Below are 21,403 nucleotides of genomic sequence, written 5' to 3'. Positions count from 1 at the left end.
AGCAAATTCAAACCATAAATAATATTTATATCCTAAACACATTGAAATTCATCAGAATATAAAGGTTATATATAGTTTTACTTCAAGTTTTAATATATACTGAACTTATTTTATTATATTTAATTTTACTTTTATTTATTGTTTTAAAACAATTTCTTAATATATTTATAAATTTGGTTCATATTACTGATTTATCTTTAAATTTGGAACTGCATTTAGACTCATATCATGTGTTTTACCATTTATAAAATTATAATATCCTGCACACCCTATCATGGCTGCATTGTCTGTGCATAAAATTAGAGGAGGATATTTAACAACAATACCACTCTCTTTTGCAAGCTCTGTTATTTTAGCTCTAAGACCTGAATTAGAAGCAACTCCACCAGAAAGAGTTATGATATTATAGCCTTTATCTTTTACTGCTTTTAATGCTTTAGTAGTTAAAACTTCAACTACAGCCTCTTGAAAAGATGCAGCAACATCTTCAACTACTATTTCTTCATTTTTCATCCTTTTTCCATTTAGATAATTTAATACAGAAGATTTTAGACCACTAAAACTAAAGTCATAGCTATCCTCTTCTAAATAAGCTCTTGGAAATTCTATAGCATACTTATTTCCCTTTTTAGCTAAATTATCAATAATAGGCCCTCCTGGGTAACCCAAATTCATAGCTCTTGAAATCTTATCGAAGGCTTCTCCAGACGCATCATCTCTTGTCTTTCCTAAAATTTCATATTTACCATAATCTTTAACTTCTACTAAATGAGTATGACCTCCAGATACTATCAATGTTATAAAAGGAGGTTTCAAGTCCTTATGCTCTATATAATTTGCACTTAGATGACCTTCTATATGATTCACTCCTACAAGTGGAATATTCAAGGTATATGCAAGTGCCTTAGCATAAGATAGACCTACTAATAAAGCTCCTACTAATCCAGGTCCATATGTAACTGCAATATGGTCTATATCACTAAATCCTATATTTGCTTTGTATAAAGCTTCTTGAACAACTATATCAATATTCTCCACATGTTTTCTTGAAGCTACCTCAGGAACTACACCGCCAAATTTTTTATGTGTCTCTATTTGAGTAGAGATTATGTTTGAAAGTACTTCTCTACCATTTTTTAAAACTGATGCAGCTGTTTCATCACAACTACTTTCTATAGCTAATGTTATTATATCACTCATAAACTCTACACCTCTTTTAATTGGTTCCACATTATAATTGCATCTTCTTTATTATCACTGTAGTATTCTTTTCTTATTCCACCCATTTTAAATCCATATTTTCTATATAAATTTTGTGCTATTTTATTTGATGCTCTAACTTCTAATGTCATAGATGCAATATTATTATCTTTACATAAATCAACTATGCCTTTTATTAACTTGTCCCCTATTTTTTTACCTCTATAGTCACTATGAACAGCCACATTATTTATATGGCCTTCATCAAATATAAGCCAAATTCCCACATATCCAACAATTTTTCCATCTAACTTAGCTACTATATACCTTGCGACTTCATTAGACAACTCTTTTCTAAAAGACTCTTTTGACCAGTAATCTTCAAAACAATTTTTTTCTACTTCAAAAACTTCATCTATATCTTTAATGGTCATTTCTTCTATTTTTATATCATCTGCTATTAATTTTGTATTATCTTTCATTATTTAGCCTCTTCATTTTTTCATCATATTGTACTTCAGCTTGAGATTTTCTGATATACATAGGATTTATTGTATAACAAGTATGTACATCTATATTTTTATTATATTTATTTAGTGCTAGAGAACATAAGCTTCCTGCATTAGATACATTATGAGCTTGTGAGAGTATTTTTATATTTTTTATATTCTCTAGCTTATCTTTATATTTGTATACAGCTTCTCCAACTATTATAAATTCTTCGTTACTTGATACAATTTCATCCACTAAAGTATCAAATTCTACAACATCAACACCATCTAATTCTATCAGCTCTCCATTTTCAAACTTGTATTTAGCTGAATAAACTTGATTTTTTTGTGCATCTAATATACAACATATCTTTCTATCACAGAAATTCATGTTATTTGCTAGAGATTCTAAAGAATTCACAGCTATTATTGGTATATTATTTACATGAGCAATAGCTTTTACTGTGGCCATACCTATTCTAAGACCTGTAAATGAACCTGGCCCTATACATACAGCCAATAAATCCATATCTTTTATACTTAAATCACTTATGCTTAACATATTTTCTATCATTGGCATAAGCTTTTGTGAATGTGTTGTTTTGTTATTCACTGTAAACTCACATATTAAGTTATCATCTTCAACAACTGATACACTTGCTGCCATAGAAGATGTATCCATACCTAGTATTTTCATTATTTAGTCAGCTCCTCAACTATCTCTTTATAAACCTCTCCTTTTGGAGTTAATATCATTTCTCTTCCTTCATCCTTATATCTCAATTCTATATTTAAATATTCTTTTGGAAGTATCTCTTCTATTAGATTAGCCCATTCTATTATACAAATTCCATTTGAATTTATATATTCATCATATCCAATATCATACATTTCATCACTACTAACTATTCTATAAACATCAAAATGATACAAAGGTATTTTCCCTTCATATTCATTTATTATAGTAAAAGTAGGACTTGTTATATAATCTTTTATACCTAATGAATCTGCCAAACTTTGTGTCATTGTAGTTTTGCCAGCCCCTAAATCTCCTACTAAACAGATAACACTACCTTCTTTTAAAAGTTTACCTAATTTATATCCTATTTCTCTAGTTTTATTTTCATTTTCTAAGTATATTTTTACCATCAATTCATCTCCATTTTGATATAATCGTCATGTGAATTTATATCACTGCTTAATTAATTATAGTATAAGCCTAGATTATTATAAAGTACTTGTATTTATCTTTTTTTATCTTTTACTATTGATGGCTTTATCTACACCTTATATACAATCGTCAATAGCAATTTTTACGTACTCTTTTGCTTTATAATTTTGCTTTAATGCTTCTTTACATATTCTCTCAGATTGCTCTTTTACATACTTAAGAGACTTATAATTCTCTTTTACTGCTTCAATACACATTCTTTCTGTTTGATTTTTTATATACATGAGCATCTTTCCATTTTGTCTTACAATCTCTATACATATATCCTCTGTATAGTTATCTATGTAACATAATACATCTTTAATATTGTATCTTTTATTTAAATATCTTATCGCATTTATACATATTTCTTCTGTCTTATTATTAACAAATTGTAGACTCCTGCCATCTTGTTTGACAGCTTCCATACATATTTTGTCAGTTTGTTTATTTACATATTGTAATGCCATACCATTTTGGCTTACAGATTCTATACACATTTTTTCCGTTTGATTTTGTACATATTTTAATGCTTTATAATTTTGCTTAATGGCTTCTATACATAATTCTTCACTCTGCTCTCTAACATATGCAAGACACCTGCCATCTTTTTTAATTGCTTCTAAACATATACCTCTTGTTTGAACATCTAAAGCCTTTAATATACTTACAACATCTATATTGGAAGAGTGTCTTATTGCTTTTATAATAAGCTCCTCTGTTTGATTTCGTACATACTTAAGTGCATTACAATCCTTTTTTATAGCTTCAAGACATAGATACTCTGTTTGTTCTTTTACATATTCAAGTGCTCTATAGTTGTACTTTATAGCTTCTAAACATATTTCTTCTGTTTGATTTTTTACATACTCTAATGCCTTATAACTCTGCCTTATAGCTAAAATACACATACCATCTGTTTGATTTTTTATATTTTTTAATTCACGATAATCGTACTTTACCCTTTCCATATTTTCAATATATTCATTAGTGATATACTTTAAAGAATCTCCTAATTTTGTATCATAAATACCAATATGAATATTTTCCCAATTACTATTAAAATAATACCCTTTATCATCTAAAAATAGTTTTTTTATTTTTTTAGATAAGCTCATGAATATACACTCCCATCATTATTAAATTAGTTACTATTAAAAATTTGATTATTAATCTTTATATATTTTTAATAGTAGCTTTATTTTTTGTTTATTATGAATTCGCTCTGTATATTGTAGATACCTTTTTCATATTTTAATAGTTAATCGTTTTAATTCTTCCTTTATTTTAAAAATTAAATTTGTCTAAATATTTCTTATTTTATATACATTTTTTGATAAATTAATAAAGCCATAATATATTTAATATATCAATCACAATATAGGACTGAAGTTACAAATAAATTATGGCTATTCAATACATTTAATTTTGAAATTTTATATTTTCTTGTCTAATTATTTTTTATTATATTTCCCATTTTTTTATAAAGTGGTACTGTTACTAAAGATATTATAACAGCCTTCAAGACATTAAATGGAGCTATAATCCAAATTACAAAAGTGAATAAATCATGAACTTGAGGATTTATAGCTGAACCTAAACCTATTATAGCGTTTAGTCCCATAAATTTACCATAAAATGGCAACATTACAAAATAATTTACTAATGAACCAATTATAGTCATAGCTATTGTTCCTAATACAAAACCAATCAACACACCTTTTAAGTCTCTGCTTCTCTTATATGAATAACAAAGTATCATTACATAAGAACCACCAATTAATATATTTGCAAATTCTCCTATTCCTCCAGTTGTTGTTGCTGTTATCGCTTGTAGCACATTTTTTACTACAACTATTCCAAATCCAACTAATGGTCCTAGAGACATTCCTCCAAATATTGCTGGAATATCTGATAAGTCTATTTTTAAGAAATCTGGAAATATACCTGGTATTGGTGCTTGAATAAACATTAATAAATAAGATATTGCAGATAAAATGGACATTACTACTAAAGTTCTTGTTGAAATCATATTTCCTCTTTTTGCTGTGTTTTGCATAATTATTTTCCCCCTAATCAATATGTTTATATTTTTTAGGAAAAACAAAAAACTCGAAGACCCTATCTTCGAGTTTTTATGGATATAGTTTAAACAAACTAAAATAAACTTATTTATCTTCCATAAATATCTTCTCTCATCCAGACTTTACTGTCGGCTTTGGAATCTCACCAAATCAACCACCTAAGTAGTTCGCGGGCTATACCGCCGGTAGGGAATTTCACCCTGCCCCGAAGATCTTCTTTGATTTTTAATTTTCCTTACACTCTTATATTAGTTAATTTTTTAATAATTGTCAAGTTATTTTTTCTCATATACTACTTTGCCATTTATTATAGTGTAAAGTACATTACTTTGAATCTCCAGTGGAGAATTATCCCAAATTACTATGTCTGCATCTTTACCAACTTCTATAGAGCCTACTCTATCTTCTATCCCTAAAATCTTAGCTGGATTTATTGTAATTGATTCTATTGCTTTTTCTTCTTTCATACCATGTTTGACTGCAATACCTGCACAGATTGGAAGATATTGAACTGGTATTACTGGATGGTCTGTCATTATACATACATTAAGACCTGCATTTGAAAGTATTCCAGCTGTATTAAATGTCAAATTTCTAAGTTCAAATTTAGACCTTTCTGATAAAGATGGACCTACTATTACAGGAAATCCTTCCTCCATTAATTCATCTACAATAAGATGACCTTCTGTACAATGGTCTAATGTAAGTTTTAAATTGAATTCTTTTGCAATTCTTATTGCTGTAAACATGTCATCTGCTCTATGAGCATGTGCCTTGAAAGGAATTTCTCTTCTTAAAACAGGTATTAAACTTTCCATTTTTATATCGTATTCAGGCTTTTCACAATCTTCTTCATCATTACTTTCATACATATCAATATCTTCTAGATATTCTTCTGCTTTTTTTAAATTTTCTCTAATCAATGCTGCTATAGCCATTCTAGTTTGAGGAGATTTATCATCCTGACCATAACAACTCTTTGGATTTTCTCCAAATGCTATTTTAGATGCAACTGGATTTTTTATTACCATTTTATCAATTCTTTTTCCATATGTTTTTATAGCTATACATTGACCACCCATAACATTTGCACTTCCAGGAGTTGTACAAACAGAAGTTATTCCACCTTCAAAGGCTTCTTTAAAAGTCCTATCCATTGGATTGATTCCATCTATAGGATTTAGTTGTGGTGTTATTGGGTCAGTTTCTTCATTTCCATCTGCTCCTTCAAACCCTATACCATCTTCCCACAAACCTAAATGAGTATGTGCATCTATAAATCCAGGAAACACAAGTTTATCACTAGCATCTATTACATCTACATCCAAAGGTGCTATCAAATCTTTTCCTATTTCTATTATTTTTCCTTCTTCTATAAGGATATCTCCATGAATTATCCCATTTGTTATGGTATTTATTTTACCATTTTTTATAAAAACCATTCATTTTCCTCCTGATTTTCAAGACTATCGTACTTCTTTTTAACACTATTTTCTTACAAAATACTTTTACATTTTTTAATATTTATATATTCTATGAATCGTGTTTACAGACATAGAGTTTGGTCATTATAATCATACATAAACTTATCTACTTTTTCATTGATAAGGCGACTCTTTTTTTATTTAAGTCAATTCCAATGACTTTTACATCTACTATATCACCTACTGTAACAATACTCATAGGGTCTTTTACAAAGCTATTACTCATTTCTGATTTATGAACTAATCCATCATTTTTTATTCCAATATCTACAAATGCACCAAAATCTACAACATTCCTTATTGTACCTTTTAAAGTCATACCTTCTTGTATATCTTCAATTTTTAAGACATCTGTTCTAAGTATAGGTTTTATACCTTCTTCTCTCGGGTCTCTTCCTGGCTTCTTGATTTCAGCTATGATATCTTTTAAAGTAACTTGTCCTACTTCTAGTTTTTCACTTAATTCTTTCAAGCCAATCTCTTTTATTTTTTCATCTATTTCTTCTATATTTTTATTCTTTACATCATCTAAAGAGTATCCAATTATCTCAATCATTTTTTTACATATGTCATAACTTTCAGGATGCACACCTGTATTATCTAGTGGATTTTTGCCCTCTAAAATTCTCATAAATCCAGCACATTGAGTAAATGCTTGAACTCCCAGTCTTTTTACTTTTTTCAGTTGTGCTCTTGATGTAAAATCTCCATTTTCTTCTCTATATGCTATTATATTTTTTGCAATGGTCTTGCTTATTCCTGCAATATGTTCTAGCAAAGAGTATGATGCTGTGTTTAAATCTACTCCAACACTATTTACAGAATCTTCAACAACTCCATCTAGTACTTCTTCTAGTCTCTTTTTATTTAAGTCATGCTGATATTGACCCACACCAATACTTTTAGGGTCTATTTTTACAAGTTCTGCTAATGGGTCTTGTAATCTTCTAGCTATAGATATAGCTCCCCTTATTGATACATTTATATCTGGATGTTCTTCATTTGCAAGTTCAGATGCTGAATAAACAGATGCTCCAGCTTCACTAACTATAACATACTGTACTTCTCTATCTATCTCTTTTATCATTTCTGATACAAAAGTCTCTGATTCTCTGGATGCAGTCCCATTGCCAATTGAAATTATATCTATATCGTATTTTTCAATCAATCCTTTTAAAACTTTCTTTGCTCCTTCTACATCATTTTGAGGGTCTGTTGGATATACGGTTGTATAATCTAGTAGTTTACCATTTTTATCTACTACAGCTATTTTACATCCAGTTCTAAAAGCAGGGTCAAATCCCATAACAACTTTGTCTTTAACTGGTGGTTGAAGTAATAAACTTTTAACATTTTTTCCAAATACACTTATAGCTCTTTCTTGAGCTATTTCTGTTAAATGATTTCTTATTTCCCTTTCTATTGATGGAAAAATTAATCTTTTATAAGAATCTTCTATTGAACTTACGATTTCTTCTTTATTTTTAAAATTTTTATCATTTACATATTCATTTATTATGTAATTTAAAACTTTATCATTATTTATTTCTAACTTAACCTTTAAAAAATTCTCTTTTTCTCCTCTATTTATTGCCAAAACTCTGTGTGGAGCCATGCTTTTTACTGCTTCACTATAATCATAATACATATCATAAACTGATTTCTCATCAGTAGAGTTTTTGCTAACTATCATGCCTTCTCTTAAAGCTAATTCTCTTATATACTTTCTAACCTTAGCATCATCTGATACTAATTCTGCAATTATATCTCTAGCACCTTTTAAAGCATCTTCAACAGAAAGAACTTCTTTCTCCTCATCTATATAATTCTTTGCCTCTATTTCTATACTATCTAAATTATTCTCTAGTATTGACAATGCTAAGTTTTCTAGTCCTTTTTCTTTTGCTATTGTTGCTCTGGTTCTTTTCTTTTGCTTATATGGAGCATATATATCTTCTACTTCTTGCAATGTTTTTGCTTTTTCTATATTTTGTGTTATTTCATCTGTTAACTTACCTTGTTCATCTATTAGTCTAACTACATCATCTTTTCTACTTTGAAGGTTTCTCAAATACATCAATTTTTCATAGAATTCTCTTAATGTAACATCACTCATTTCGCCGGTCATTTCTTTTCTGTATCTAGCTATAAATGGTATTGTATTTCCTTCATCAATAAGTTTTAATGTATTATTTATTTGTTCATCTCTAAGATTAAATTCTTTTTTTAAGATTTGATTTATATCCAATTTATTCACTCCTAATGTTAGTTTTTTCATAAGTATAATAAGACAGAACGAAGGCTGAGGGTTGTAGTCCTCAGCCTAAGTGCTGTAAGTGCATATTAAACACTAACCTTCCTATACGTATATCTTTATTACAGTGCATATTTATTAAACTGTTTTATTCATTTTTAAGTATTCATTAATAAACAAGTCTATATTTCCATTCATTACACTATCTACATTTCCAAACTCAGCATTTGTCCTATGGTCTTTAACCAGCTTATATGGTTGAAAAACATATGACCTAATTTGACTACCCCAAGTTATTTGTGAGTATTTTCCTTGTATATCTTCTATTTTTTCTTTTTGTTCTAACTCTTTTAATTCTATCAACTTTGCCATTAAAAGTCTCATAGCTCTGTCTTTGTTCAGATGTTGAGACCTTTCATTTTGACACTGAACTACTACACCTGTAGGAATATGTGTTATTCTAACTGCTGAATCAGTTGTATTTACATGTTGACCTCCAGCACCAGATGCTCTATATGTGTCTATCTTCAAATCTGATGGATTAATTTCCACTTCGATATTCTCATCTAGCTCTGGTGTTACATCTATAGATGCAAATGAAGTATGCCTTTTTCCTGATGGGTCAAATGGAGATATTCTTACCAACCTATGAACTCCCTTTTCACTCTTTAAATATCCATAAGCATTTGTTCCTTCTACAAGAATTGTAGCTGTCTTTATTCCAGCCTCAGGGTCTGATATTATATCTAAGAGCTTAACTTTATAACCTTTACTTTCTGACCATCTTATATACATTCTCAAAAGCATTTGAGCCCAATCTTGAGCATCCAAACCACCAGTACCAGCGTTTATAGATAATATAGCATTATTTTTATCATACTCTCCATTTAGAAGAGTTTTTATTTTTATTTCAGATAATTTTTCTTCTATTAACTCTATGGACTTTTCTATGTCTTTTTCTACAGAATCATCATCTTCTTCTATGCCTATTTCAATCAATACTTCTATATCTTCTAATAAGTTTTTTAAGCTTTCATATTCTTCTAATGTCTCTTTTAAAGATTTATTTTCTTGAAGTACTCTTTGAGCGACCTCATTATCGTTCCAGAAGTCTTGTTTATTCATCTTTTCTTCATTGATTTGTATTTTTTCCATCAACGAAGCCATGTCAAAGAGAAACCCTCAATTCTTCTAAATTTGAAGCTATATGCTCCATACTATGTCTATACTCTTGTAACTTTAACATTTAATCCTCCGAGATTATCTTCCACAACAGTTTTTATATTTCTTACCACTTCCACAAGGGCATAAGTCATTTCTTCCAACTTTTTCATCTTTTTTAACTGTTTTACTTGTTGGAAGTGTTCCATCTGATGGAGAAGATAGATTTTCAACATCTACAACTGCTTTTCTTTCCACTGGAGTTTCTATTGTTATATTAAATAAATATCTTACAGTATCTTCCTTGATATGTTTATTCATTTCATCAAACATGTCGAAACCTTCCATTTTATAGGCAATAACTGGATCTTGTTGACCTACAGCACGAAGACCTATACCTTGACGTAATTGGTCCATAGCATCTATATGGTCTATCCAATGGTTATCAACAGCTTGAAGTAAGATTACTCTCTCAACCTCTCTCATTCTCTCATATCCAACCTGTTCTTCTTTTGAAGTATATATCTTCATAGCTATTTCATAAACCTTTTCTGTTATTTCAACTGGATTAAGTTTTTCTATTTCTGGGATTTCTATACTACCTTTTGGTAAGAACAGATTATACATATGTTCTTTAAATCCTTCTTCATCAAATCCTTTATCTTGCGTATAAAGAGTAACCGCTTCTTCTATTATAGAATGAGTCATTGATTGTACTTGTTCTTGTAAATCTTCACCTTCTAGTACACGCTTTCTCTCTGCATATATTATTTCTCTTTGTTTATTCATAACATCATCGTATTGAAGTACATGCTTTCTTATTCCAAAGTTTTTACCTTCGACTTTCTTTTGTGCTCCTTCAATAGATTTAGACAATATTCTATGTTCTATAGGCATATCTTCTTCAAGACCGATTTTATCTACGATTCCAGATATTCTATCACTTCCAAACAATCTCATAAGGTCATCATCAAGACCTATATAAAATCTTGAACTACCCGGGTCACCTTGACGACCAGCACGACCTCTCAACTGGTTATCTATTCTTCGAGACTCGTGTCTTTCTGTACCAATTATAGCAAGTCCACCTGCTTCTATAACTTGTTTTTGTTCTTCTTGTGTTTGTTGCTTAAACTTTTCAAATAGTTTTTCATACTCTGCTCTAGCTTCAAATAGAATCTCATTTCCTTTTACAGGTATTCCTTCTATTGGAGTATCTACTCTATTTACTATTTCCTCTTTAAATCCATTTCTTCTCATTTCTCTCTTAGTTAAGAACTCTGGGTTCCCACCTAGAACTATATCGGTACCACGGCCAGCCATATTAGTGGCTATTGTAACAGCTCCAAGTCTACCAGCTTGTGCTATTATTTCTGCCTCTTTATTATGATGTTTAGCGTTTAATACTTCATGTTTAATACCTTTTTTCTTTAGTATTTGTGACAATAACTCTGACTTTTCTATTGATACTGTACCTACAAGTATTGGTTGATTAACCTTATGTCTTTCAATTATTTCTTGAGCTACAGCATTAAACTTACCTGCTTCACTTTTGTATACACAATCTGGTAAATCTTCTCTTACCATAAGTTTATTAGTAGGCACTTGGAAAACATCCATTTTATAGATTGCTTTAAATTCTTCTTCTTCTGTTTTTGCTGTACCAGTCATACCAGAAAGTTTTTTGTACATTCTAAAGTAATTTTGGAATGTTACAGTAGCTAATGTTTTGGACTCTCTTTGTATTTTAAGACCTTCTTTTGCTTCTATTGCTTGATGTAAACCGTCTGAATATCTTCTACCAAACATAAGTCTACCTGTGAACTCATCTACTATTACTATTTCTCCATCTTTAGCAACATAATCAACATCTTTCTTCATTATTACATGTGCTCTTAAAGCTTGATTTATATGATGATATAATTCTGTATGAGATATATCTGTTATATTATCAACATTAAAATATACTTCTGCTTTTTGTATACCTGACGCTGTTAGAGATACAGCCTTATCTTTTTCTTCTAATTCATAATCATCTGGTTTTAAAGTTAAAACAAATGTATTTGCATCTGAATATAAGTGAGTTGATTTGTCTCCAGGCCCAGATATTATAAGTGGTGTTCTAGCCTCATCTATTAGTATAGAGTCAACCTCATCCACTATAGCATAATTTAATCCTCTTTGAACTCTTTGCTCTTTGTGTATTACCATATTGTCCTTTAAGTAGTCAAATCCATACTCATTATTTGTACCATAAGTTATATCACAATCATATTGCTCTTTTCTAACTTTTGGATTTTGACCATGTATAATAACACCTACACTCATTCCTAAAAACTCATAGATTTTTGCCATTTGGTCTCTATCACGTTTTGCAAGGTAATCATTTACTGTTACAACATGTACCCCTTTTCCAGTAAGCGCATTCAAATAAACAGGGGCAGTTGCAACCAAAGTTTTACCTTCACCTGTTTTCATTTCTGCTATTCTTCCTTGATGTAGAACTATACCTCCAATCATTTGAACTCTGTAGTGTCTAAGTCCTAACACTCTCTTAGAAACTTCTCTAACTACTGCAAAAGCTTCTGGAAGTATATCATCTATACTTTCACCATTTGCTAATCTCTCTTTAAATATATTTGTCATATTTTTAAGTTCCGAGTCTGCCATAGATTCAAACTTAGGTTCTAATGAATCTATTATATCAACAGTTTTATTGAACTTTTTTAATTCTTTTTTATCTGCCATGTTGAATAAATTATCCATAAAGCTCATATTTTACATCTCTCCTCGTTCTTTATTGTACTATTATTCATTTTACCATAAAAACTATACTTTTAATATTAATTTAAAAAGCTATCGATAATTTATTTATCGATAGCTAATATGATTAAATCTAAATTGCTTTATTCATGTTCTATTATACCATATCCACCATTATGACGTTTATAAACTACTGCTATTTCATCTGAATCTATGTTCTTGAACATATAAAAATCATGTCCTATTAACTCCATCTGTAATACAGCTTCTTCTTCACTCATTGGCTTAACACTAAATTTTTTACGTCTTTGAATTACTAACTCTTGATTTTCATCTCCATAATCCTCTTGTTCATCAGCTAGATTTATCTCTGCATCTTGGAATCTTATACTCTTGTTATCTTTATGTTTATCTTGTAATCTCTTTTTATATTTTTTTAATTGTTTACTTAATTTATCGTATACCACATCTATAGCTGTGTATAAATTTTCCTGCATATCTTCTGCTCTAATTATAGGTCCATTTACAGTAGCTATTGTTACTTCTATTTTTTGTCTTGCTTTTCTAGCACTTACTGTAACTTTTACATCAGTGTCTGGATGGATGTAATTATCTAACTTACTTAGTTTGCTTTCGATTTTATTTTTTATTGCATCAGTTAATTCGATTTGTTTTCCAGATATAATTATGTTCATAAGTACATCTCCCTTCAATTATGCCAGTATAAGAAAATTTATACTTTAAATAATATATTCTACACGAACTCTCATAATCCTCTTTTTATTATTAACTTTTATGATTTTTTCTATTCAATTGATAGAATTATTTATTATTTTTAGTTATCTTAATACTCATGTGGATTAATATTATTACAAATACCTGTGGATAATGTGGATAAAATTGTTAATAACTCTTGTTTTTGTTTATTTAAAGCTATTTTTACTACTACTTATATCCATTTCTATCCACAAAAATCTCCATTAATTGTTTATTAATATGTGAATTCATGTCATAAGTTGGTAATTTTAGGAAATTATATGTATTATATGCCATTTAACTTTTATAAATATAAACCCTCTAAAACCTCCATATTCTATCTTTTCTTTCATTATTTATATTTAATACTATCCAAAAGTGATAAAGCACCCTCAACAATAATTTCATATTTTATACCTATTAACATTCATATACCCAAATTATAATTAACTCACACTCTTTATTTAAACTAAGTATTTTATATTTTTATCTATAACTATCTTGAAATTATATTTACGAGTTGTTTAAGCTTTTGTCTATCTATATCTTCAAAAGGACTGTTATTTATTCTAATAGCTGTACCAAAGTGAAAATTACTTGATTTAGTTGATTCCTTTATTTTTTCTATATTATTAAAATTAAGTCCTCCACCTAAAAGAATTTTTATGTGATTAGAACTAAGCATCATATTCTTTATTATTTGTATGTTATCAACTATACTTCCTTTACCCCCTGATGTTAGTATGTTTGTAATTTTATCATAATCCTTCAAAGTTTTAACACTATCCATTGTGTTTGATTCGTCTATAGCTCTATGAAATGTAACATCAAGATTATCACAATATTTCAATAAGATATTTAGATTTTTCTCATCTATATTGTTGTTTTTATCCAATACCCCAAACACAACTCCATTAGCACCAATCTCTTTAATTACGCTTATATCTTTTTGCATTATACTTATATCTTCTTTGCTATATACAAAACTTTTCGCATGATGTCTTACCATTACGTTCACAGGTATCTTTACACTGTTAACAACTCTTTCTATAAGACCAAAACTTGGTGTCAACCCACCTTCAGTTAAGGCACTAACTAACTCTATTCTATCTGCACCACAATCTTCTATAATTTTAGCATCTTCTACTGTCATTCCTATTATCTCTAACATAACTACTCCTTTGCCAATTCATATATTGCATTTGCAAATATCTTTGCATTTAATATTATATCTTCTATGTCCATGTATTCATCAGGATTATGAGCTATTCCTTTTTGTCCTGGAAATGAAGGCCCAAATGGAACTATATTTGGCATTACTTTTGCATATGTCCCTCCATTAGTCGTTACTGGAGCTCCATCTAATGATGTTACCCTTTCATAAGCTATCTGAAGTTTTTTAATAAGCTTACTTTCTTTATCAAAGTATACAGGATTAAAATTAGAGATTACCTCTATCTCAATACTACTTGGAAAACTACATTTTATCTCATCTAACACATCTTTTAGTTTATAACTAAAATCGTATTTTACCTTTATATCCAATATAATATTACTATTTTCTTTATGTAACTCTTTATATGTAACAAGCACATTTTCAGACATACTTTCTATAAAACCTAAGAATGTATCTTCTTCATAATTGTTTTTACTTTTGATTCTAATCTTAGCCATACCTTTTTCACCATACACAACAGGATACTTACAATCTGGTGTAAATCCCATAATAGGTGCTTTTTCTTTTTTCAAGTAATATGGTATATCTTCAAATCCACTTTCTTCATTTGTACCAAATATTATCCTAATTTTTTTATCTAATTTTAGGTTTAATTCTTTAATAGCATATAATCCATATAAAGCAGACATTATAGGACCTTTATTATCTAATACTCCCCTGCCATAAATTCTTCCTTTAATTTCTTTTCCTTCATAAGGCTGATACTTCCAACCTTCTCCTTCATGTACAACATCTACATGCCCAATTACACAGACATATTCTTCGCTATCTCCATATTCTGCATAACCAATATAATTATCTAAATTTCTAATCTTAAATCCCAATTTTTCTGAAATTTCTAATGCTTTATTAAGTGCTTCCCCTACTTTTTCACCAAAAGGGAAGCCATTTTCTGACTCCCCTTTAACACTAGGTATTTTTACAATATCTATAATATCACTTAATAAATCTTCTTTTAATTCATCTATTTTATTACTTATGATATTCATAAAAATCTCCTTATTATAAAAACTCTACTTTATTATGTAGCTACTTTATTCACTTAATTCTATTGGTGCTTTTATTCTAGCTTCATATGCTTCCATCCACTCATTTGATATAACCTTATGTATAGTCTTTCCATCTACTCTATTTGAAATATATACAGTAGGGGGTTCCTCTTTAGTTACTACTGAAAAAGTAAAATCCGCTATATTTGTAGCTACTCCCCATTCACCTTTATTATTCATGGCAACTAATGATAAATCACCAGCTTTTCCTCTTCTTTTGATAAGCTGTTTGTCAAGTTCATTTACTGCTATATCACACGCTTCTTGTGGATGTTTTCCTTCTTTCATAAGTCTAACTATCTCATAAGATATACATCCCTTCATCAAATCTTCTCCCAGACCAGTAGCTGTAGCTCCTCCTACACTACTATCAACAAAAAATCCCGAACCAGATAGTGCAGAATCTCCTATTCTACCTCTTTTCTTCATGAACAATCCACTTGTTGATGTAGCTGCACACATCTTTCCATTTTTATCTAAAGATATCATACCCACAGTATCATGACCAGCATATGGACTTAATCCCTTATCTAAAGTTTCTTTTTTTCTCTTCTTATAATGTAACTTTGCTCTATCAGTCAACATATTTTTTCTTTCAAATCCATTTTTATGAGCATATTCTTCAGCACCTATTCCAACTAAGAAATTATTTACCTTCTCATAGCTTAACTTCCTAGCTATGCTGACAGGATTAGAATAATCTCTTATACCTGCAACCGCTCCAATATCTAATGTGTTACCATCCATAAATGCAGCATCAAGTTCTACCTCACAGTTTTCATTTGGAAGTCCACCATATCCAACCGATTTATAGAATGGATAATCTTCAACTCTTCTTACAGCAAGCTCTACAGCATCACCTGCTTCCATGCCTTTTTCTAAATGTTCTGATGCCTCAGTTATCCCTTCTAGGGCCATTCTCCATGTCGCTATCATACCCCACATGTTAAAATTCCCCTCCTTATTATATAGATTCTACTAATGTATATTTATTGTAAATAGTATAATATTCAAACTTGTTAATTATTGATACTTTAATTAATAACAAAATTCTTCTTTCATCATAGTTATATCTTCTTTATTTGCCATTGCTTTCGCTAACTTACATATGTTATTTAATGAATCGTTAAGCCCAATTCCGCCTTTTTTTGGAGTCTTAACTATACATATATCGTTTTTATATTCGTTTATAACATCTACATTTTCTTCTGACATAGCTGCAAAAGCTGGTATATCAGTCTTATCATTTATGTTTCTAGATAGTATTGCCGACATCTTAGAAAAGTTTTCATAATTAAAACTTGGCCCACAAATTACTACATCAGGGTTTAATTTTTTTACCATAGCTATCATCTTGTTTGTTACTTCTTCTTCGTTATTTACAAAAAATTCATCTCCACAAAATAATGTAGCTATTACCTTAGATTCATTTAAAAATGGTTCCATCATTATACCTGGTCCTAATGGGCTTGATTTTCCAGCAGGAGGTATATTACTTTTCTCTTTTCCTCCAGCTCCAGCTTGTATTTGGTCCAATATCATAACTATTTTCTTCATAATCTTCCTCCTATAATACTAAATCATCAAAAGATATATCATCATCTTCCTCTTCAACATTTGATTTTTCGTCTTTCAAATATTGTTTGTCTAGCATTTTTATAAATGGTATATACATAAATATTCCTAGTATAAGAAGTACTACTTGTAAAATTGCACCTTGCCATCCTGTTGTTAGAAAACCAGAGAATATAATTGGAGTTGTCCACGGTAACTGAACTCCATTTGTAAGTGGCACTAATCCTGTTGACATACAGAAATAAGCTATTATTATATTTACTGTTGGAACTAGTGCAAATGGTATCAATAGTATTGGATTAAGCATTATTGGTAGACCAAATATCAATGGCTCATTTATACCAAATATTCCTGGTAAAATTGATAATTTTCCTATTGACTTTATACGTTTACTTTTACATATTAATAACATAGCTATAATTAATGATAATGTACTACCTGCTCCACCAAATGTTGCAAACATGTCTTGAAATTGAGCAGTTATTATGTTCGGTAGTTTTGTACCAGCTTGAAAAGCAGCTAAATTTTCAGCTGATAGAATTTTTAATATGGGATTATACACAGCCCCAACAACACTACTTCCATTTATTCCAAAGAACCAGAATAGATGTAAGAATACATAAGCGATTGCTGTAGCACTTAAAGTATTTCCTAATTTTAATAATGGTATTTGTAAAAATTTAAATATAAATTCATGTATGCTTCCATATGGTGTAGCTTCAAAAGCTATCTTAACTAAAAAGAAAACTATCATAACTATTGCACTTGGTATTAATGCTGCAAATGATTTTGATACAGTTGGAGGAACTCCATCTGGCATTTTCAATGTCCATCCTTTTTTTACAACTACAGCAAATAATTTTACAGAAGTTATTGCTGTTATCATACCTACAAACATTCCCTTAGAACCCATCCATCCTAGTGGTATACCTGTTACCATGTAGACTAATTCTGTTCCCTCTGGTGTATATGGTATTACAAATGGTGTTACTATAAAAAAAGCAACTATTGCAACTGCTGCTGATGCTATTGGGTCTACATCTATTTGCTTTGCATAAGAATATCCAATTCCTAAAACTGCTAGTAAGGTCATTACTTCAAATGTTGCTACAGTTGGTTGTTGCAATTTTACAGCCCAATCTGGACCAAAAATTTGACCTACAAATTCATTCCATCCTTTTATTGGGAAATTTGATACTAATAAAAATAATGAACCTATTATTAATAATGGTGATGATATTAAAAAACCATCTCTAATTGCAATTAATAACTTGTTTTTACCTATTTTTTCAGCCAATGGCATAAGTATTCTTTCCAATCTATTCATCTATCCACCCTCATTTCTCATTATTTTTTATTGTAATTCTATGCTTGTTTAGATTTTATTAGCTTTATAGCGAGCTTTAGTACTTTTTCCCCATTCATAGTTCCATAATCAACTTCATTGATTATGTCTATAAGTTTACCTTGAGCTTCAAATTTTGGTTTTAATTCCTTTAGCATGTATTTAACTTGTGGTCCTAATAATATACAATCTGGATTTTTTTCTCCTACTATTTTATCAATCTCTGCTATTGGAAATGCCTCTACTTCTATTGGTAAATTGTGTTCATCTGCTACCTTCTGCATTTTCTCTGCAAGTAAACTTGTTGACATCCCAAAGCTACAAAATAAATATACTTTTCTTTTCATTCTTTTAAATCCCCCTTAATTTTTTTATTTTAATTTTTGAATTTCTTTTCTTAATATAATCATTTCTTTTACAAGATTTCTCTCACTCATGCAAGTCATTAAATGGTCTTGAGAGTGAATCAATAAGATAGATATATCTGACTTATCTCCTCCAGCTTCCCTTTGTATAAGTTCAGTTTGTACTTTATGTGCTTTTAAGATTTCTTCATTCGCACTTTCCATTAATTCATCTGCTTTTTTAAAATCGTTTTCCTTTGCACAATCAAGTGCTTCATAAAGCATAGATTTTGCATTACCAGCATGAATTATAATTTTTAAAACTATTTCTTCCATTTTTTCCTCCTAAGTTGCTTATCTGCTTTTAGCTTATTTATACCTTACAAACATATAATATCGCATAAAAACAAAAAAACATGCACAACTTTTTCCATCACATGGAAAATTTTGTGCTTATCCATATTTCACTATGAATTTTATATAAGAATATATTTTACTTTTTCAATATCACATTTACTTAGAATATCTAGCATATTTTCATCTTCTGTTAAATTAGATATTTCTTTAAATAATTCTCTAAATACTTTTCTATCATCATCCTTTTTATAAGCTAATAAAAGTATAATTTTTATATCCTTTCCATTTCTAATTTTTATTGGTGTTTTTAACCTTGCAAAACATAGAACAGATTGCTTTATATATTTCATATCTCCATGAGGGAATAATATTCCTTTACCAACATTGGTTGGATATGACTTTTCTCTTGTTATAATGGATTGTAAATACTCTTTTTCTGCATAATGTTTTTCAATTAATAAATTAGTTAAATATGTTATAGCTTCATAAATATCATCATGCTCTAACTCCCTTATTAAATAATCAGACATCATTAATCTGTTCATAAGCTTATACGAAGTATCTTTTTCTTTTATTTTGTTTGTAAAGTCTTTGAGTTTGTTTTCATCCTCATCAGTAAATAATGGTGTTGTTATAAAAATTGGCTTTTGAATATTCTCATACTCTTGAAATGCAATTATAAAATCTATTTTCTTATTAAAGTTATCTCTTTTTAAATCTTCCTCTCTTAATGTTTCAACAATTTCTATGTTATCAAATCTCTTTTCTATCTTTACTTTTAATAACATACTTACTCCAAAACTAAATGGACATACAATACTTGCTTTTTTATCTGGTTCCTTTTTATTGTATTTTCTTTCCAGAGAGGTTTGAAAGTGAAGTGTAAGATAACCGATTTCATCTTCAGTTATTTGTTTTCCTTTTAATTCAATTTCTATTGAACTTGATATTACTGTAAATAAAAAACAAAATTTAGTCTTTATATTATCTAAAAGTGGATTTTCTAAGTAAACATTACTTTTCATTTGGTGCATTGTAACATTCAAATGACATATTAATTGCTCATAAAGTAATCTATCATTATTGAAATTTATTCCTGATTCTTCTGATACTAAATTTATAATTTTTTTTGTATAATTTACTAATTCTTCATTTAGATATAGTGATTTTTTAGTATTGCTACTATTTATTTGTTTATTCATACCAAATATTAGGGATTCTATAAACAATTTTTCTTCGTAATTTAATGCTATAGATAAATTAGATTTTAGCTCATCTTCTATACCTAAGATAAGTATTTTTAGCTTAAGTTCTTTCTTGGCATTTGATATTTTTAAAGAATTTCCTAGCCTTATTCGTATTATGTTTATAAGTAAAAATAACATCAATTGCTTAAATGATATATCTGTAAGCCTTATATCCATATTATCCTCTATAGTGGACATTATGTTTTTGACAATTATTATATCTACTATATGGAAATATTCTATTTCATCTATATTTAACCTATATTTATCTATGTATTTAAATAAGAATGATACTAGCATTATTCTTATGTCTTTCTCATCCCCCTCGATATATATACCACTACCTTTTTTGGTTGAGATATTTAAGTTATAATTATTTAATGCCACTGATAATTTACTTATTTCTTCTCTGACAATATTTTTATTTATATACAATTTATTAGATAAATCATTCAAAGTGACTTTTTTATTGTTACAAAGCAATAAATTTAATATCTCAACTTGCTTATGAAGCTCACTATTTACTCTTTTAACTTCACCTCGTAACTTCTGATTTACCAGTATCTTATCTGTACTATCTCCACTAAATTTAATTCCTATATTAGGTTTTCTTTTTATATAAGCATTACAAAAAGTGGATAACCATTCATCAATATATTTGCAATCATTTCTTATTGTCCTTTCTGAACATTCAAAATCATTAGCAATCTCACTGACATTTATAAATTCTTCTTTTAATAGCAATGTTGTCAATAAATTTTCTTGTCTTTTATTCAAACATATCACCTCTTTATGACTCAACCTGAATTTATTATATATAAAAAAGAGCTACACATAAAAGTATTA

19 protein-coding genes and 1 riboswitch are annotated in these 21,403 nt (G+C 29.1%); all 19 genes read right to left on the bottom strand.

The features are described 5' to 3' along the window. Window positions 1–183 precede the first annotated feature (183 nt). Complete coding sequence (gene tsaD / locus KGF42_RS08900) at window positions 184–1,200, bottom strand: tRNA (adenosine(37)-N6)-threonylcarbamoyltransferase complex transferase subunit TsaD (RefSeq protein WP_227821199.1); 1,017 nt, start codon at window positions 1,198–1,200, stop codon at window positions 184–186. 5 nt (window positions 1,201–1,205) lie between these two features. Continuing rightward, window positions 1,206–1,682, bottom strand: a complete 477-nt coding sequence (rimI, locus tag KGF42_RS08895) for a ribosomal protein S18-alanine N-acetyltransferase (RefSeq protein ID WP_227821198.1) — start codon at window positions 1,680–1,682, stop codon at window positions 1,206–1,208. Beyond that, window positions 1,672–2,388, bottom strand: coding sequence for a tRNA (adenosine(37)-N6)-threonylcarbamoyltransferase complex dimerization subunit type 1 TsaB (gene tsaB / locus KGF42_RS08890; protein ID WP_227826149.1), 717 nt, complete (start codon window positions 2,386–2,388; stop codon window positions 1,672–1,674). The genes rimI and tsaB overlap by 11 nt, the downstream gene beginning before the upstream one ends. Continuing rightward, the gene (gene tsaE, locus KGF42_RS08885; RefSeq protein WP_227821197.1) at window positions 2,388–2,840 is read right to left on the bottom strand and encodes a tRNA (adenosine(37)-N6)-threonylcarbamoyltransferase complex ATPase subunit type 1 TsaE; all 453 of its coding nucleotides are present in this window, start codon (window positions 2,838–2,840) and stop codon (window positions 2,388–2,390) included. Before tsaE ends, tsaB begins: the two co-directional genes overlap by 1 nt. A 138-nt stretch (window positions 2,841–2,978) precedes the next feature. Then, entirely contained in the window at window positions 2,979–4,019 is a 1,041-nt protein-coding gene (locus KGF42_RS08880; protein ID WP_227821196.1) for a DUF4116 domain-containing protein, read from the bottom strand. 332 nt (window positions 4,020–4,351) lie between these two features. Beyond that, window positions 4,352–4,960, bottom strand: a complete 609-nt coding sequence (locus tag KGF42_RS08875) for an ECF transporter S component (protein WP_227826148.1) — start codon at window positions 4,958–4,960, stop codon at window positions 4,352–4,354. A 124-nt stretch (window positions 4,961–5,084) separates the two neighbouring features. After that, a riboswitch (FMN riboswitch) is annotated at window positions 5,085–5,202 on the bottom strand. A gap of 58 nt (window positions 5,203–5,260) precedes the next feature. After that, window positions 5,261–6,427, bottom strand: a complete 1,167-nt coding sequence (locus tag KGF42_RS08870) for an amidohydrolase (RefSeq protein ID WP_227821194.1) — start codon at window positions 6,425–6,427, stop codon at window positions 5,261–5,263. A gap of 148 nt (window positions 6,428–6,575) precedes the next feature. Next, a complete protein-coding gene (locus KGF42_RS08865; protein WP_227821193.1) occupies window positions 6,576–8,717 on the bottom strand; it encodes a Tex family protein in 2,142 nt (713 codons plus the stop codon). A 144-nt stretch (window positions 8,718–8,861) separates the two neighbouring features. Then, window positions 8,862–9,969, bottom strand: a protein-coding gene (gene prfB / locus KGF42_RS08860; protein WP_227821192.1) for a peptide chain release factor 2 whose coding sequence is annotated in 2 segments (ribosomal slippage) — window positions 8,862–9,893 and window positions 9,895–9,969 — 1,107 coding nt in all. Because the reading frame shifts where the segments join, the coding sequence is not laid out codon by codon here. A 14-nt stretch (window positions 9,970–9,983) separates the two neighbouring features. Beyond that, on the bottom strand, window positions 9,984–12,659 hold the full coding sequence (secA, locus tag KGF42_RS08855) for a preprotein translocase subunit SecA (protein WP_227821191.1): 2,676 nt from the start codon (window positions 12,657–12,659) through the stop codon (window positions 9,984–9,986). Between the two features lie 131 nt (window positions 12,660–12,790). Then, entirely contained in the window at window positions 12,791–13,342 is a 552-nt protein-coding gene (hpf, locus tag KGF42_RS08850) for a ribosome hibernation-promoting factor, HPF/YfiA family (protein ID WP_054272868.1), read from the bottom strand. A 557-nt stretch (window positions 13,343–13,899) separates the two neighbouring features. Continuing rightward, entirely contained in the window at window positions 13,900–14,574 is a 675-nt protein-coding gene (locus KGF42_RS08845; RefSeq protein ID WP_227821190.1) for a copper homeostasis protein CutC, read from the bottom strand. A 2-nt stretch (window positions 14,575–14,576) separates the two neighbouring features. Continuing rightward, a complete protein-coding gene (locus tag KGF42_RS08840) occupies window positions 14,577–15,629 on the bottom strand; it encodes a Sapep family Mn(2+)-dependent dipeptidase (RefSeq protein WP_227821189.1) in 1,053 nt (350 codons plus the stop codon). Window positions 15,630–15,674: 45 nt separating this feature from the next. After that, window positions 15,675–16,634: a N(4)-(beta-N-acetylglucosaminyl)-L-asparaginase gene (locus KGF42_RS08835; RefSeq protein WP_227821188.1), complete on the bottom strand. Its 960-nt coding sequence runs from the start codon at window positions 16,632–16,634 to the stop codon at window positions 15,675–15,677. A 93-nt stretch (window positions 16,635–16,727) separates the two neighbouring features. Beyond that, a complete protein-coding gene (locus KGF42_RS08830) occupies window positions 16,728–17,246 on the bottom strand; it encodes a GrdB-related putative oxidoreductase (RefSeq protein WP_054272864.1) in 519 nt (172 codons plus the stop codon). Window positions 17,247–17,256: 10 nt separating this feature from the next. After that, complete coding sequence (gene celB / locus KGF42_RS08825; protein WP_227821186.1) at window positions 17,257–18,591, bottom strand: PTS cellobiose transporter subunit IIC; 1,335 nt, start codon at window positions 18,589–18,591, stop codon at window positions 17,257–17,259. 38 nt (window positions 18,592–18,629) lie between these two features. Further along, window positions 18,630–18,956, bottom strand: a complete 327-nt coding sequence (locus KGF42_RS08820) for a PTS sugar transporter subunit IIB (RefSeq protein WP_054272862.1) — start codon at window positions 18,954–18,956, stop codon at window positions 18,630–18,632. Between the two features lie 24 nt (window positions 18,957–18,980). Next, window positions 18,981–19,289 carry a PTS lactose/cellobiose transporter subunit IIA gene (locus tag KGF42_RS08815; protein ID WP_227826147.1) on the bottom strand — a complete coding sequence of 103 codons (309 nt, stop codon included), beginning with the start codon at window positions 19,287–19,289 and terminating at the stop codon, window positions 18,981–18,983. Window positions 19,290–19,429: 140 nt separating this feature from the next. Continuing rightward, entirely contained in the window at window positions 19,430–21,343 is a 1,914-nt protein-coding gene (locus tag KGF42_RS08810; RefSeq protein ID WP_227826146.1) for a BglG family transcription antiterminator, read from the bottom strand. Between the last annotated feature and the right edge of the window lie 60 nt (window positions 21,344–21,403).

It is taken from the genome of Clostridioides sp. ZZV15-6383, from assembly GCF_020657735.1.
GTDB lineage: Bacteria > Bacillota > Clostridia > Peptostreptococcales > Peptostreptococcaceae > Clostridioides > Clostridioides difficile_D.
This window is presented reverse-complemented; position numbering and strand designations above follow the sequence as displayed.

What these genes read in the sequence shown, in the direction of transcription:
- tsaD (WP_227821199.1), bottom strand. Translation starts at nt 1,200, where the DNA reads ATGAGTGATATAATAACATTAGCTATAGAAAGTAGTTGTGATGAAACA.
- rimI (WP_227821198.1), bottom strand. Translation starts at nt 1,682, where the DNA reads ATGAAAGATAATACAAAATTAATAGCAGATGATATAAAAATAGAAGAA.
- tsaB (WP_227826149.1), bottom strand. Translation starts at nt 2,388, where the DNA reads ATGAAAATACTAGGTATGGATACATCTTCTATGGCAGCAAGTGTATCA.
- tsaE (WP_227821197.1), bottom strand. Translation starts at nt 2,840, where the DNA reads ATGGTAAAAATATACTTAGAAAATGAAAATAAAACTAGAGAAATAGGA.
- KGF42_RS08880 (WP_227821196.1), bottom strand. Translation starts at nt 4,019, where the DNA reads ATGAGCTTATCTAAAAAAATAAAAAAACTATTTTTAGATGATAAAGGG.
- KGF42_RS08875 (WP_227826148.1), bottom strand. Translation starts at nt 4,960, where the DNA reads ATGCAAAACACAGCAAAAAGAGGAAATATGATTTCAACAAGAACTTTA.
- KGF42_RS08870 (WP_227821194.1), bottom strand. Translation starts at nt 6,427, where the DNA reads ATGGTTTTTATAAAAAATGGTAAAATAAATACCATAACAAATGGGATA.
- secA (WP_227821191.1), bottom strand. Translation starts at nt 12,659, where the DNA reads ATGAGCTTTATGGATAATTTATTCAACATGGCAGATAAAAAAGAATTA.
- hpf (WP_054272868.1), bottom strand. Translation starts at nt 13,342, where the DNA reads ATGAACATAATTATATCTGGAAAACAAATCGAATTAACTGATGCAATA.
- KGF42_RS08845 (WP_227821190.1), bottom strand. Translation starts at nt 14,574, where the DNA reads ATGTTAGAGATAATAGGAATGACAGTAGAAGATGCTAAAATTATAGAA.
- KGF42_RS08840 (WP_227821189.1), bottom strand. Translation starts at nt 15,629, where the DNA reads ATGAATATCATAAGTAATAAAATAGATGAATTAAAAGAAGATTTATTA.
- KGF42_RS08835 (WP_227821188.1), bottom strand. Translation starts at nt 16,634, where the DNA reads ATGTGGGGTATGATAGCGACATGGAGAATGGCCCTAGAAGGGATAACT.
- KGF42_RS08830 (WP_054272864.1), bottom strand. Translation starts at nt 17,246, where the DNA reads ATGAAGAAAATAGTTATGATATTGGACCAAATACAAGCTGGAGCTGGA.
- celB (WP_227821186.1), bottom strand. Translation starts at nt 18,591, where the DNA reads ATGAATAGATTGGAAAGAATACTTATGCCATTGGCTGAAAAAATAGGT.
- KGF42_RS08820 (WP_054272862.1), bottom strand. Translation starts at nt 18,956, where the DNA reads ATGAAAAGAAAAGTATATTTATTTTGTAGCTTTGGGATGTCAACAAGT.
- KGF42_RS08815 (WP_227826147.1), bottom strand. Translation starts at nt 19,289, where the DNA reads ATGGAAGAAATAGTTTTAAAAATTATAATTCATGCTGGTAATGCAAAA.